Below are 12,482 nucleotides of genomic sequence, written 5' to 3'. Positions count from 1 at the left end.
GACCATCAGGCGGGGCTGTTTGCGCCATTTTTATAGGGCGCTGCGGCTGAGCCGGTAATCAGAGACGCATGCCTTTGAGCGGATTCCAGCCTTGCTCGCCCTTGATTTCCTTCAGGTAGTACGCATAGTTGGTCATGAGCGCATACATCATCGACATGGCGATGTTCAGACCCATGCTCAACGGCCGCGGAAATTCCATGCCGATGATGGCGAAAATCACGCTCAATACGATGTTGATTGCCAGGAAGATTCCGAGCAGCGCCAGGTTCTTCTTCCACAGGCCCAAGACAAACAGGTAGATAGGACCGAAGAAAAACGCGATCACGTTGGCGTTGATCAGGATTTTCTTTTTGAAGTCCGGCAGGCTCTTGACGGCTTCCTTGTAGCGCGGGTCGTTTGGCGCGCCATAGGTATCAAAGAAGTCGAAACGTTCCTGCCATTTGGCGCTGTATTTTCCGCTGCTTTGTATTTGTTCAGTCGTGCTCATTTTTCGCTGCTCCTGGTGTTCCATCAAAGAGATCGTTCTTCCGAGAATCCTGCGCTGTTTTTCCTGGTCTTTTGGCTAATGCGCTTTTGCTGCCCGCTTTATAAGCGTTCGCGCGCAAAAATACCGCAACAGTTGCTTAAATGGCTTTCTGATCTGTGATGGGCATCACGCTGGTCTTGCGAGGGCAGGCGGGAAGTTCATGACGGTGCTGGAAACTGCAAAGGCAGGTCATCCCGAATCGCCCGCTCAATCAAACGGGCGGCGGGTTTCATCCAACATTCAGGACGCACTCAGAGCATGGCATCTGCAAAAGCGTGGTCTGGGACGATTGTCAGAAAATGCAGCGGCATCTGCTGTTCCGTGTGCGTCACTGGCAACTCAAGACTGCCAACTATCTGGCTTTGAAGCGCGCTCAACCGCATCGACTCTTCTTCCTTTAATTTTGCCATTCTCGCGTGGTTCGCTGCGATTTCATTGAGAGTTGACACGGTACATCTCCGGTGGCTGACCAAGCGTTTAGAATTTGCTGCCGCGACAGAAAGACGTCGTCCTGCGCTGCGTACAAGGTCCGCTGCAAACCTTGAGCCAGACGGGCCCGTGTCATGTGCTCGACTTGTCACAGGCGACCAGTGGCAAGTTTCGGCGCCTGTCGGGGCGGCAGCGCTCCAACCATGCCTCAGGAATAAGTCAGTGATACGACAAAACCGGGTCAATTGCCGCCTGATTGCTTGGTTCAGGGCGGCACGGGGTGCAGGTAACCGACACGCAGCGTGATATGGAACTAATATCACCGTTAGTCTCTATATCTTTACAGGGACTCTTCCCTTTCTGAGAGTACTGCCATGTTCAAATCGCGCTCGTTGATTGCTGCAGTAACCTGTTTTGCCTTGGCGGCGGGCCCTGGCCTTGCTGTCGCGGACCCGGGCAATGGCAAGGGAAACGCTCAATTCGATCAAGGTCAGGGACAAGGAGGCAAGGGCGGGCAGGGCAACAAGGGCGGCCAGGGTAATGCTGGCAATAAGGGTAACCAGGGCAATGCTGGCAATAAAGGCAACCAGGGAGGCAAAGGCAACCAGGGCGGTGACGGCAGCGATTGGCATAATGGGCCGAGCATCGACCGTGGCGGTGTTCTGGGTGTGATTGGCGGTTATCGCGATTACTGGAGCCCAGGCCCGGCATTGCCGCCGGGTATCCAGAAGAACCTCGCCCGGGGCAAGCCGCTGCCACCCGGCATCGCCAAGAAGCTCGACGGACGTTTGCTGGGACACCTGCCGCGCTATGACGGTTACGAATGGCAGCAGGTTGGTACCGACCTGATTCTGGTGGCGATCGCCAGCGGCATCATTTACGAAGTGCTCAACGGTGCCTTCGACTGACCTGTTGCTTGAGTGGAATGGCAACCGCTTCGGAGTACCAGGCAGATAAGCGAAACTTCTGTGGGAGCGAGCCTGCTCGCGAAAGCGGAGTGTCAGTCACCGTTGATGTTGGCTGATCCGACGCCTTCGCGAGCAAGCCCGCTCCCACAGGTTTTGTATCAGCTTTCCAACTGCCGCAGGCGTTTGTACAAGGTATTGCGGCTGACGCCGAGGCGTCGTGCCAGGTGGGAAATGTTGCCGCCGACGGCCTGCAACTGGCGGTTCAGGTCTTCGGCGTCGTTCAGGTCTACTGCCAGCGGTTCCGGTGTTTCCACCGGCTCCATTTCCAAGTCGACAAAAAAGTCATCGGGCAGATGTTCCGGGCGGATCGGTTGTTCTTCGGCCATTGCCAGGGCCACTTGCAGCACGCTGCTGACTTGCCGCAGGTTGCCCGGCCAGGGGTGGCGTTCGAACAGCTCCAGGACTTCGCGGCTCAGGCCGGCCCATTGGGTCGGCTCGCGGTGGTGTTCCCAGAGGCGGTTGAACAGCGCCTGCTTGTCGCTGCGTTCGCGCAGGGGCGGCAATTCGAGGGTCAGACCGCCGATGCGGTAGTAGAGGTCTTCACGAAATCGCCCCAGTTGCACCTGTTCGCGCAGCGAGCGGTTGGTGGCTGAGATGATGCGGATGTCCACCGGGAACAGCTCGGCGCTGCCCACCGGTTGCACGCAGCGTTCCTGCAAGACCCGCAGCAAGCGGGCCTGGGTCGGTAGCGGCATGTCGCCGATCTCATCAAGGAACAACGTGCCGCGATCGGCCTTGCGGATCAGGCCGATGCTGCCCTTCTGGTTGGCGCCGGTGAAGGCACCTTTTTCATAACCGAACAATTCCGACTCGACCAACTCGGCGGGAATCGCCGCGCAGTTGACTGCGATAAACGCCTGCTTGCAACGCGAACTGGCCTGGTGCAAAGCCTTGACGAAGACTTCTTTGCCGACGCCGGTCTCGCCGTGGATCAGCAGCGGAATGTCTTTCTCCAACAGGCGCTCGGCCTGGCGCACAGCTTTTTCCACCCTGCTGTCACCGAAGTGCAGGGTGTTGAGGCTGATGGTGGTATTGGCAGGGGCGGGTGCTGGCGAGGGGGTCGTTTCGGCAAAGATGCGCGGCTTGACCGACACCTGCTTCGGCCGCTTGAGCAGGCACTGGAACCGATTGCGCCCGGACGTCTGCAAGGCGAACGGCAGGCCGTCGGGCTGGTTGAGCAATTCCATCAGCGAGACCTTGAACAGGCTTTCGATGCTTACCCGCGACAGGCTGAGGCCCAACAGGTTGTCGGCGCGGCGGTTGGCCGAGAGCACCTGGCCGCTCTCATCGAAAATCAACAGCCCGGCCCATTGGCTGTCGAGGTTGTTCAGTCCGGTGTTGAAGGTGAGCTGGAAGTGTTCACCGCGAAACAGGTTGAGGATCAGCCGGTTCTCCACTGTCTGGCTCATCATCTTGACCATGCCCAGCGTGTGGGACGGCGGCAGGTAGCTGTCGCTGGAGACGTCCAGCACCGCGATGACCTTGCGCTCGGCATCGAAGATCGGCGCGGCGGAGCCGGTCATGAAACGGTTGGCCTTGAGGAAATGTTCATCGTGTTCGATGTGCACCGCCTGTTCACAGGCCAGCGCGGTGCCGATGGCGTTGGTGCCGGTGCAGCGCTCCATCCAGGTCGCTCCGGCGCTGAAACCGTGGGCCAGCTTCGGTTCGATGAAGCGTTGGGTGCCCCAGGAGGTCAGCACCTGGCCCTGGTTGTCGGCCAGCATGATCAGGCAATTGGAATTGCTCAGGATGTTCTCGTAGTAAGGTAGGACTTCCTGGTGGGTGGTCTGCACCAGTGAATGCTGGCTTTCCAGTAACTGGGCGATGCCCTCGGCCGGCAATGGGTCGAACGCCGGTACGCTCTGGTGATTGAGGCCAAAGGCGCGGCAACGGGACCAGGAAGCCTGAATGATGGCTTCGTGGGACAAGGCAGGAGCTGGTGCGGCCATGGGGCACTCTCGCAGGTGCTGTTTTTATTGTTGTGGCAAGTCTCGCACAGAGTCCTTGTGCTGGGGCAGGCCTGAATATCACTTCATGCAAATGGAACCTGGTGGGAGCGGGCTTGCTCGCGAAGGCGGCGTATCAGCGAGTACAAATGTTGACTACCACACCGCCTTCGCGAGCAAGCCCGCTCCCACAGGATCCCAGTCAGGCCAGCTGCTAGCGTTCATTCAGTGTTGTTCAAAATTGTTCATTGTCAACCGGCTCGTTGTTCAATTGTTCATTCCTGATTGTTCACTTCTGTTCAGCAATGAACGCCAGTTTTACCGTCGACAAAAGAAAAACAAAGAGAATCAATAGCTTGTGATTTCTGGCACGGCTTTCGCTTTTGCACTCAGGTCGCTTGACTCCAAATAATAAAAAGGCCGAGCCATGTCATTACAGCTTGAGCACATCTGTCGCACCGTCGAAGGCCAGACCTGGATCGACGATGCCAACCTGAGTTTCGAACCCGGATCCTTCAACGTTCTGCTGGGCCGCACGCTGTCCGGCAAGACCAGCCTGATGCGCCTGATGGCCGGTCTGGACAAGCCCGACAGCGGCCGCATCCTGATGAACGGCGTCGATGTCACCAAACGGCCGGTGCGGCTGCGCAATGTGTCGATGGTGTACCAGCAGTTCATCAACTACCCGACCATGACCGTATTCGAAAATATCGCCTCGCCGCTGCGCCAGGCCGGTATTTCCGAGGAAATCATCCAGGGCAAGGTCCTGGAAACCGCGAAGATGCTGCGGATCGAAAAATTCCTCAAGCGTCATCCGCTGGAGCTGTCCGGTGGTCAGCAGCAACGGACCGCCATGGCCCGTGCGCTGGTCAAGGACGCCGAACTGATCCTGTTCGACGAGCCGCTGGTGAACCTCGACTACAAGCTGCGTGAAGAACTGCGCCAGGAAATGCGCGAGCTGTTCCAGGCTCGTCACACCATCGCCGTCTACGCCACCACCGAGCCGAACGAAGCGTTGGCCCTGGGTGGCACCACGACCATCCTGCATGAGGGCCGGGTGATCCAGAGCGGCAAGTCGTCGTCCGTTTATCACCAACCGCAAACCGTGCTGGCCGCCGAGCTGTTTTCCGAACCACCGATCAATCTCATGCCGGGACGCATTGCCGGCAATGAAGTCAGCTTCGCCAACTTCGTGCACTTCCCGCTGAACGTCGACCTGCGTCCGGTGGGCGAGGGCGAGTTCCGTTTCGGCGTGCGTCCCAGCCATATCTCCCTGGTGCCGAGCAACGATGACGACCTGGAACTGGCGGTGACCGTTGAGGTGGCCGAGATCAGCGGTTCCGAGACCTTCCTGCACGTGCGCAACGAACACTTCCTGCTGGTCCTGCATTTGCCCGGCGTGCACGAATACGACGTCGACGCGCCGATCCGCATCTACATCCCGACCCATAAACTGTTTGTCTTCGATGCCCAGGGCAAGCTGGTCCAAGCCCCAGGGCAACGTATCGCGAGGGTTGCCTGATGGCCGAAATTCGTTTGCAGAACCTCGCCCACAGCTACACCAGCACCCCGGCGGGCCCCGAGGACTACGCGATCCGCGAGATGAACCACATCTGGGAGCAGGGCGGCGCCTATGCGCTGCTCGGGCCTTCGGGTTGCGGCAAGTCGACCTTGCTCAACATCATTTCCGGTTTGCTCAGCCCTTCCGAAGGGCAGGTGATGTTCGACAGCAAAGTCGTCAACGAACTGTCCCCGGAGCGGCGCAACATCGCCCAGGTGTTCCAGTTTCCGGTGGTCTACGACACCATGACGGTGTTCGACAACCTGGCGTTCCCGCTGCGCAACCAGGGCATGGCCGAGGCGCGGATCCACACCAAGGTGCAGGAAATCGCCGAGGTTCTCGACCTGCAGAGCCTTCTGGACAAGAAGGCCCGCAACCTCACCGCCGATGAAAAACAGAAAGTCTCCATGGGCCGTGGGCTGGTGCGCGACGATGTCTCGGCGATCCTGTTCGACGAGCCGCTGACGGTGATCGATCCGCACCTGAAATGGAAACTGCGGCGCAAGCTCAAGCAGATCCACGAGCAGTTCAACATCACCATGGTCTACGTCACCCACGACCAGTTGGAGGCCTCCACCTTCGCCGACAAGATCGCGGTGATGTACGGCGGCCAGATCGTGCAGTTCGGCACACCACGTGAACTGTTCGAGCGCCCGAGCCACACCTTCGTCGGCTACTTCATCGGCAGCCCCGGCATGAACCTGATCGAGGTCCAGGCGCAGCCCGGTGGCGTCGGTTTCGCATCGACCCACTTGCCGCTGTCCGAAACCCTGCAGCGGCGTGTCGCCGACGCGCAAGGCAAGCGCCTGAAGGTCGGCATCCGCCCGGAATTCGTGCATGTCTGGGACGGCCCTTACGACGACGCGATGCGGGCTGACGTGGTGCACGTCGAAGACCTCGGCACCTACAAGATCCTGACCCTCAACCTTGATGGCGCACCGCTGAAGGTCCGCCTCGCCGAAGACAAGCCTGTGCCGGAAGGCACCGCGTATATCAGTTTTCCGGGTCAATGGCTGATGGTCTATGCCGATGAATATCTGCTTGAATCCGCAGGCGAGGTGCAGCCATGAACAAGGTGCAGAACAACAAGGCCTGGTGGCTGGTGTTGCCGGTGTTCCTGCTGGTGGCCTTCAGTGCCGTGATCCCGATGATGACCGTGGTCAACTATTCGGTGCAGGACATCTTCGACCAGTCCAGCCGCTACTTCGTCGGCGCCGACTGGTACAGGCAGGTGCTGCTCGACCCGCGGCTGCACGATTCGCTGTTGCGCCAGTTCATCTACTCGGCGTGTGTCCTGCTGATTGAAATTCCGCTGGGCATCGCCATCGCCCTGACCATGCCGACCAAGGGCAAGTGGTCGTCCCTGGTGCTGATCATCCTGGCGATTCCGTTGCTGATTCCGTGGAACGTGGTGGGTACCATCTGGCAGATTTTCGGGCGCGCCGACATTGGCCTGCTGGGCTCGACGCTCAACGCCATGGGCATCAACTACAACTACGCGGCCAACACCATGGACGCTTGGGTCACGGTGCTGGTGATGGACGTCTGGCACTGGACTTCGCTGGTGGCACTGCTGTGCTATTCGGGGCTGCGGGCCATTCCGGACGTCTATTATCAAGCGGCGCGAATCGACCGGGCGTCGAACTGGGCGGTGTTCCGGCACATCCAGTTGCCGAAGATGAAGAGCGTGCTGCTGATCGCGGTGATGCTGCGCTTCATGGACAGCTTCATGATCTACACCGAGCCGTTCGTCCTCACCGGCGGCGGGCCGGGGAACGCCACGACATTCCTCAGCCAGACCCTGACGCAGATGGCTATCGGTCAATTCGACCTGGGCCCCGCGGCGGCGTTTTCCCTGGTGTACTTCCTGATCATTCTGTTGGTGTCCTGGCTGTTCTATACCGCCATGACGCACTCCGACGCCAACCGTTGAGGCCCGCACAATGAGCAAGAGAAAGCTGATACCGCTTTTGATCTACATCCTGTTCCTGCTGGTGCCCATCTACTGGCTGCTGAACATGTCGTTCAAGAGCAACACTGAAATCCTCGGCGGCCTGACGCTGTGGCCACAGGATTTCACCTTCCAGAACTACAAAGTGATCTTCACCGATCCGAGCTGGTATACCGGTTACCTCAACTCGCTGTACTACGTGAGCCTGAACACGGTGATTTCCCTGGCGGTCGCGCTGCCGGCGGCCTATGCGTTCTCGCGCTACCGCTTTCTTGGCGACAAGCACCTGTTCTTCTGGTTGCTGACCAACCGCATGGCGCCACCGGCGGTGTTCCTGTTGCCGTTCTTCCAGTTGTACTCGTCCATCGGCCTGTTCGACACCCACATCGCCGTGGCTTTGGCCCACTGTCTGTTCAACGTGCCGCTGGCGGTGTGGATCCTCGAAGGCTTCATGTCCGGCGTGCCGAAAGAAATTGACGAGACCGCCTACATTGACGGCTACAGTTTCCCCAAGTTCTTCGCCAAGATCTTTATCCCATTGATCGGGTCCGGCATCGGCGTCACGGCGTTTTTCTGCTTCATGTTCTCCTGGGTCGAGCTGTTGCTGGCCCGGACACTGACCTCGGTGAATGCCAAGCCGATCGCGGCGGTCATGACCCGCACGGTGTCGGCGTCCGGTATTGACTGGGGCGTGCTGGCGGCGGCAGGGGTGTTGACCATCCTGCCGGGCATGCTGGTGATCTGGTTCGTTCGCAACCACGTGGCCAAGGGCTTTGCCCTGGGCCGGGTCTGAGGAGTCGATGATGGAATGGATGAACTGGACCGCCCCGACGGCGACGTTTTTTGGGGTCATTGCCTTGCTGTTGGCAGGCATGACGACATGGGAATTGCGTTCGCCGAGTATCCCTCGGCGTGGTTTCCTGCCGATTGCCACCACCCGTGGCGATCGGTTGTTTATCGGTCTTCTCGGTAGCGCCTACCTGCACCTGCTGGTGATCGGCGTTACCGACTGGAGCATCTGGATAGCGTTCGCGTTGTCTCTGGTGTGGCTGTTGGCAGTGATGCGGTGGGGCTAGTCGCGAAAGTTCGACGACGATCAGGCTCTTAAACCCAAACAGGAGGTCTCTATGTTCGATAAAAACAATAAGCTGCGACATAGCGTTTCATTGGCAGCCATGCTGGCACTCAGCGGGCTGAGCGCTACGGCCTGGGCCGACGCCTATGAAGACGCCGCGAAAAAATGGATCGGCAGCGAATTCAAGCCGTCGACCCTGACAGCCGAGCAGCAGCTCGAAGAACTGAAGTGGTTCATCAAGGCCGCCGAGCCATTTCGCGGGATGAAAATCAACGTGGTCTCGGAGACCATCGCTACCCACGAATATGAATCCAAGGTACTGGCCAAGGCTTTTAACGAAATCACCGGGATCCAGCTGACCCACGACCTGCTCCAGGAAGGCGACGTGGTGGAGAAGCTGCAGACCCAGATGCAGTCCGACAAGAACATCTACGACGGCTGGGTCAATGACTCGGACCTGATCGGCACGCATTTTCGCTACGGCAAGACCGAGTCGATCACCGACTTGATGGCCAACGAAGGCAAGAATTTCACCTCGCCGACCCTCGACCTCAAGGACTTCATCGGCATCTCCTTCACCACCGCGCCGGACGGCAAGGTCTATCAACTGCCCGACCAGCAGTTCGCCAACCTTTACTGGTTCCGCGCCGACTGGTTCGAGCGTGCGGACCTGAAGGCCAAGTTCAAGGAAAAATACGGCTACGAGCTGGGCGTACCGGTGAACTGGTCGGCCTATGAAGACATCGCCAAGTTCTTCTCCGAAGACGTCAAGGAGATCGACGGCAAGCGTGTCTACGGTCACATGGACTACGGCAAGAAAGACCCGTCCCTGGGCTGGCGCTTCACCGATGCCTGGTTCTCCATGGCCGGCGGCGGTGACAAGGGCCTGCCTAACGGCTTGCCGGTGGACGAGTGGGGCATTCGCGTCGAAGACTGCCATCCGGTCGGCTCCAGCGTCACCCGTGGCGGCGACACCAACGGCCCGGCCGCCGTGTTCGCCACCACCAAGTACGTCGACTGGATGAAAAAATACGCGCCACCGGAAGCGGCGGGCATGACCTTCTCCGAGTCCGGTCCGGTGCCGTCCCAAGGCAACATCGCCCAGCAGATTTTCTGGTACACCGCTTTCACCGCCGACATGACCAAGCCGGGCCTGCCAGTGATGAACGCCGACGGCACGCCGAAATGGCGCATGGCGCCGTCGCCACGCGGTCCGTATTGGGAAGAGGGCATGAAGCTGGGCTATCAGGACGTGGGTTCCTGGACCTTCATGAAGTCGACGCCTGAGAAACAGCGCCTCGCGGCCTGGCTCTACGCGCAGTTCGTGACATCCAAGACCGTGTCGCTGAAGAAGACCATCGTTGGCCTGACGCCGATTCGCGAATCGGACATCAACTCCCAGGCGATGACCGACCTGGCGCCGAAACTCGGTGGCCTGGTGGAGTTCTATCGCAGCCCGGCCCGTGTGCAATGGTCGCCAACCGGGACCAACGTGCCGGACTATCCACGCCTGGCGCAACTGTGGTGGAGCCACATCGCCGAAGCGGCCAGTGGCGAGAAAACCCCGCAACAGGCTCTCGACGGGCTGGCCAAGGATCAGGACGCGATCATGACGCGTCTGGAACGCTCCAAGGCCCAGGCCACCTGCGCACCTAAGATGAACCCTGAGCGCGACGCGCAATACTGGTTCGATCAACCGGGCGCACCGAAGCCGAAACTGGCGAACGAGAAGCCTAAAGGCGAGACGGTCAACTATGCCGAACTGCTGAAATCTTGGGAGGCGGCGCGTAAGTAAATCTGCCCCCGCAATGAAGAAACGGCACCGAAGGGTGCCGTTTTTTTTGCGGAGAATTCGAACTGGACACCATCCCCTGTGGGAGCGAGCTTGCTCGCGATGACGGTGGCCCATTCAATGTGAATGCAAACTGAGCCACCGCTATCGCGAGCAAGCTCGCTCCCACAGGGGTCGCTTCCAGAGAGGGATGATGGTTTAACCGGCCTTGGCCGGGCTTGCCTGGGCGTTTCCGGCCACCGGGGTCGGGCGGGCGCTCATCAACGCATCCAACGCCTGCCGATACGTGCGGCCCGCCAGGCTCATGCTGTTGTTATGCGTAGCGCCCGGCACCAACAACAAACGCTTGGGTTCCCGGGCGGCGTTGAACAGCTGCTCGCTGAAGCGTGGTGGTACGTAGCGGTCGGCGGCGCCGTGGACGATCAGCAGCGGCATGTTGATCTCGCCGATCTTGTCGATGGAATCGAACTTCTGCGACAGCAGCCAGCGTACCGGCAGGGAAGTGTTGGCCATGGCGGTGGCGACATCGCCCAGGGACGTGAAGGTCGATTCGATGACCAGGCCTCGGGCGGGCACGGTGGTGCCATTTTTTGCCGCCTCCTGACCCAGTTCCGCCGCAAGATCCACCGCGACGGCACCGCCCAGGGAATGGCCGTAGATCAGGCGCAGGGCCGGGTCAGGTTGCAGCACCGCAAGACGTTCCCAGGCGATTCTTGCATCCTCGTACACGCTGGCTTCAGAGGGCAGCCCCCCTTGGCTTTTGCCAAAGCCACGGTAATCGATCGCCATGACCGAATAGCCCAGCGCCCGCAATTGCTGGATGCGAAACAGCTGGCCGGTCAGGTTCCAGCGCACGCCGTGCAGGTACAGGATGGCGGGCGCGTTCTTGCGTTCGGCCGGCCACCACCAGCCGTGGATATTTTCCCCGGCCTTGAAGCTCTTGGGCTTGAGGTCGAACTCCTGCACACCGCTGGGAAGGCCACTGAACCAGCTCGCCGTCCCCGGCTCGATGCGAAACACCAGCTCGCGTTCCTTGTGCTGCAACACCGCGCAGCCCACCGGCAGGCCGACCACCATCGCGGCCATGAACAACCAGGCCAGCCAGCGTTGCCTGAGGCGAGAAAGTAAGGATGAAGGCATCGACGCGATTCGCTACTCGGGGACAGAAGCTGCGTTTTAGCAGATTCCTCGGAGGGCGCGCAGGGATTTCGGACGGTTTGCCTGTGGCGCGGGGCTTCATGCAACCCGATCGAACTCTCGCCGTTTCGCCCCACTCGAAATTCAATACTCAACCCTGTCGAGGACGATGTCATGACGAGCGAACATTCGAAAACAGCCAGCCAAGTCGGCAACAATGCGCCAGCCAAGGATGCTGCCGGCGACCCGGTGGACGTCGTGGAACGCGATGTGCGCCACCCGGATCCAGCCACTGACAAAGTCGACAAGACGATCACGCCCAAGTCGATCAAGAGCCATGAAGCAGGACGCTGAAAAATTGCGCGACAAGGTCGGGCAGGTGGAGAAAAAGCTCGGCCGCTGAGTGGCGACTGTCATTCGTCAGAAGCCCGCTTTGCAGCGCTGGAAATTGTCCCATCCGTGTGCCTTACTCCCTGTTCCTTAGGGGGAGGGCAACGGGATGCGACGTAGAAGCGCAGCGTATTGGCTGTGGGTGAACCGTCGGCTGGCGGGGCGCAACCACGAAGAGATCCTGGAGGACGGCACGCAGGTCGAGGTCCAGGCGCGGATCAACCAGCAGAGCGTGACGCAACTTTTCATCTGTGTTTATCGGCCGAACGGATCCGTCTGGGTCGAGGAATTCCATGATCGCGCGTTGCGCGAACCGTTGTGCCAAGCGCTCGAATGGGGCTTGGCCCGGGCCGGGGACATCGTCGCCGGTAGCGGATGTTTCAAGGCGCCCCACAAGATCCAGATGACCCTTGGGCCATTGATCCGCGACGAATGCACCCTGGCCCTGAGGCGCATGGACATGAGCGATGAAGAGCGCCGCAACCTCAAGATCCGGGATGCCTGGGCAGAGTACGTCCACGCCAAGGAAGCGATGCTGGCGCTGATGCGTTCGGCCCGGGTCGAGACCGACGTCTGGGAGACGCAGAAGCGTCGGCTGTGCGAAGCCATCGATCGGCGGGCCTCCCTGGCCCGAGCGTGCCTCGGTAACTGAAACATGGCAGCCTCCGTGGCGAGGGAGCTTGCTCCCGCTGGGGCGCGTAGCGGCC

13 protein-coding genes are annotated in these 12,482 nt (G+C 60.0%); 9 read left to right on the top strand and 4 right to left on the bottom strand.

All coding sequences use genetic code 11. The features are described from left to right. Positions 1–58 precede the first annotated feature (58 nt). A complete protein-coding gene (locus J3P89_RS19020; protein WP_434603510.1) occupies positions 59–487 on the bottom strand; it encodes a DUF2628 domain-containing protein in 429 nt (142 codons plus the stop codon). A 290-nt stretch (positions 488–777) separates the two neighbouring features. Beyond that, the gene (locus J3P89_RS19015; protein ID WP_434603512.1) at positions 778–975 is read right to left on the bottom strand and encodes a hypothetical protein; all 198 of its coding nucleotides are present in this window, start codon (positions 973–975) and stop codon (positions 778–780) included. Between the two features lie 354 nt (positions 976–1,329). Between J3P89_RS19015 and J3P89_RS19010 the strand changes: the two genes are divergently transcribed. Further along, positions 1,330–1,863: an anti-virulence regulator CigR family protein gene (locus J3P89_RS19010; RefSeq protein WP_434695277.1), complete on the top strand. Its 534-nt coding sequence runs from the start codon at positions 1,330–1,332 to the stop codon at positions 1,861–1,863. A gap of 158 nt (positions 1,864–2,021) precedes the next feature. Here the strand turns inward: J3P89_RS19010 and J3P89_RS19005 are convergent, their stop codons facing one another. Further along, positions 2,022–3,872, bottom strand: a complete 1,851-nt coding sequence (locus J3P89_RS19005) for a sigma-54-dependent Fis family transcriptional regulator (RefSeq protein WP_434695275.1) — start codon at positions 3,870–3,872, stop codon at positions 2,022–2,024. 424 nt (positions 3,873–4,296) lie between these two features. On the opposite strand from J3P89_RS19005, the gene J3P89_RS19000 reads away from it, so the two are divergent. Genes J3P89_RS19000 through J3P89_RS18975 form a run of 6 tightly spaced genes read left to right on the top strand, consistent with a single transcriptional unit; the run spans position 4,297 to position 10,251 of the window. Beyond that, the gene (locus J3P89_RS19000) at positions 4,297–5,391 is read left to right on the top strand and encodes an ABC transporter ATP-binding protein (RefSeq protein WP_305495775.1); all 1,095 of its coding nucleotides are present in this window, start codon (positions 4,297–4,299) and stop codon (positions 5,389–5,391) included. After that, a complete protein-coding gene (locus tag J3P89_RS18995; protein ID WP_434695274.1) occupies positions 5,391–6,500 on the top strand; it encodes an ABC transporter ATP-binding protein in 1,110 nt (369 codons plus the stop codon). Before J3P89_RS19000 ends, J3P89_RS18995 begins: the two co-directional genes overlap by 1 nt. Then, positions 6,497–7,363, top strand: coding sequence for a carbohydrate ABC transporter permease (locus J3P89_RS18990; RefSeq protein WP_305495771.1), 867 nt, complete (start codon positions 6,497–6,499; stop codon positions 7,361–7,363). Before J3P89_RS18995 ends, J3P89_RS18990 begins: the two co-directional genes overlap by 4 nt. A gap of 10 nt (positions 7,364–7,373) precedes the next feature. Further along, positions 7,374–8,174, top strand: a complete 801-nt coding sequence (locus tag J3P89_RS18985) for a carbohydrate ABC transporter permease (RefSeq protein WP_305495769.1) — start codon at positions 7,374–7,376, stop codon at positions 8,172–8,174. A gap of 10 nt (positions 8,175–8,184) precedes the next feature. Further along, a complete protein-coding gene (locus J3P89_RS18980) occupies positions 8,185–8,457 on the top strand; it encodes a DUF2160 domain-containing protein (RefSeq protein ID WP_305495766.1) in 273 nt (90 codons plus the stop codon). A 51-nt stretch (positions 8,458–8,508) separates the two neighbouring features. Beyond that, the gene (locus tag J3P89_RS18975; protein WP_305495764.1) at positions 8,509–10,251 is read left to right on the top strand and encodes an ABC transporter substrate-binding protein; all 1,743 of its coding nucleotides are present in this window, start codon (positions 8,509–8,511) and stop codon (positions 10,249–10,251) included. 195 nt (positions 10,252–10,446) lie between these two features. On the opposite strand, the gene J3P89_RS18970 is transcribed toward J3P89_RS18975, so the two are convergent. After that, positions 10,447–11,388, bottom strand: a complete 942-nt coding sequence (locus J3P89_RS18970; protein ID WP_434695273.1) for an alpha/beta hydrolase — start codon at positions 11,386–11,388, stop codon at positions 10,447–10,449. Between the two features lie 171 nt (positions 11,389–11,559). On the opposite strand from J3P89_RS18970, the gene J3P89_RS18965 reads away from it, so the two are divergent. Both J3P89_RS18965 and J3P89_RS18960 read left to right on the top strand, forming a co-directional pair. Beyond that, a complete protein-coding gene (locus tag J3P89_RS18965; RefSeq protein WP_434695272.1) occupies positions 11,560–11,739 on the top strand; it encodes a hypothetical protein in 180 nt (59 codons plus the stop codon). Between the two features lie 145 nt (positions 11,740–11,884). Next, the gene (locus J3P89_RS18960; protein ID WP_434695271.1) at positions 11,885–12,427 is read left to right on the top strand and encodes a hypothetical protein; all 543 of its coding nucleotides are present in this window, start codon (positions 11,885–11,887) and stop codon (positions 12,425–12,427) included. Positions 12,428–12,482 lie beyond the last annotated feature (55 nt).

This window comes from Pseudomonas sp. Z1-14 (genome assembly GCF_051132005.1).
In the GTDB taxonomy this organism is placed as follows: domain Bacteria; phylum Pseudomonadota; class Gammaproteobacteria; order Pseudomonadales; family Pseudomonadaceae; genus Aquipseudomonas.
The sequence above is the reverse complement of the archived record's forward strand: the minus strand, read 5'-3'. Positions and strand labels throughout refer to the sequence as shown.

Bases quoted from the DNA above. Each gene is read 5' to 3' on its own strand.
- J3P89_RS19020 (WP_434603510.1), bottom strand. From the start codon at position 487: ATGAGCACGACTGAACAAATACAAAGCAGCGGAAAATACAGCGCCAAA.
- J3P89_RS19010 (WP_434695277.1), top strand. From the start codon at position 1,330: ATGTTCAAATCGCGCTCGTTGATTGCTGCAGTAACCTGTTTTGCCTTG.
- J3P89_RS19005 (WP_434695275.1), bottom strand. From the start codon at position 3,872: ATGGCCGCACCAGCTCCTGCCTTGTCCCACGAAGCCATCATTCAGGCT.
- J3P89_RS19000 (WP_305495775.1), top strand. From the start codon at position 4,297: ATGTCATTACAGCTTGAGCACATCTGTCGCACCGTCGAAGGCCAGACC.
- J3P89_RS18995 (WP_434695274.1), top strand. From the start codon at position 5,391: ATGGCCGAAATTCGTTTGCAGAACCTCGCCCACAGCTACACCAGCACC.
- J3P89_RS18990 (WP_305495771.1), top strand. From the start codon at position 6,497: ATGAACAAGGTGCAGAACAACAAGGCCTGGTGGCTGGTGTTGCCGGTG.
- J3P89_RS18985 (WP_305495769.1), top strand. From the start codon at position 7,374: ATGAGCAAGAGAAAGCTGATACCGCTTTTGATCTACATCCTGTTCCTG.
- J3P89_RS18980 (WP_305495766.1), top strand. From the start codon at position 8,185: ATGGAATGGATGAACTGGACCGCCCCGACGGCGACGTTTTTTGGGGTC.
- J3P89_RS18975 (WP_305495764.1), top strand. From the start codon at position 8,509: ATGTTCGATAAAAACAATAAGCTGCGACATAGCGTTTCATTGGCAGCC.
- J3P89_RS18970 (WP_434695273.1), bottom strand. From the start codon at position 11,388: ATGCCTTCATCCTTACTTTCTCGCCTCAGGCAACGCTGGCTGGCCTGG.
- J3P89_RS18965 (WP_434695272.1), top strand. From the start codon at position 11,560: ATGACGAGCGAACATTCGAAAACAGCCAGCCAAGTCGGCAACAATGCG.
- J3P89_RS18960 (WP_434695271.1), top strand. From the start codon at position 11,885: ATGCGACGTAGAAGCGCAGCGTATTGGCTGTGGGTGAACCGTCGGCTG.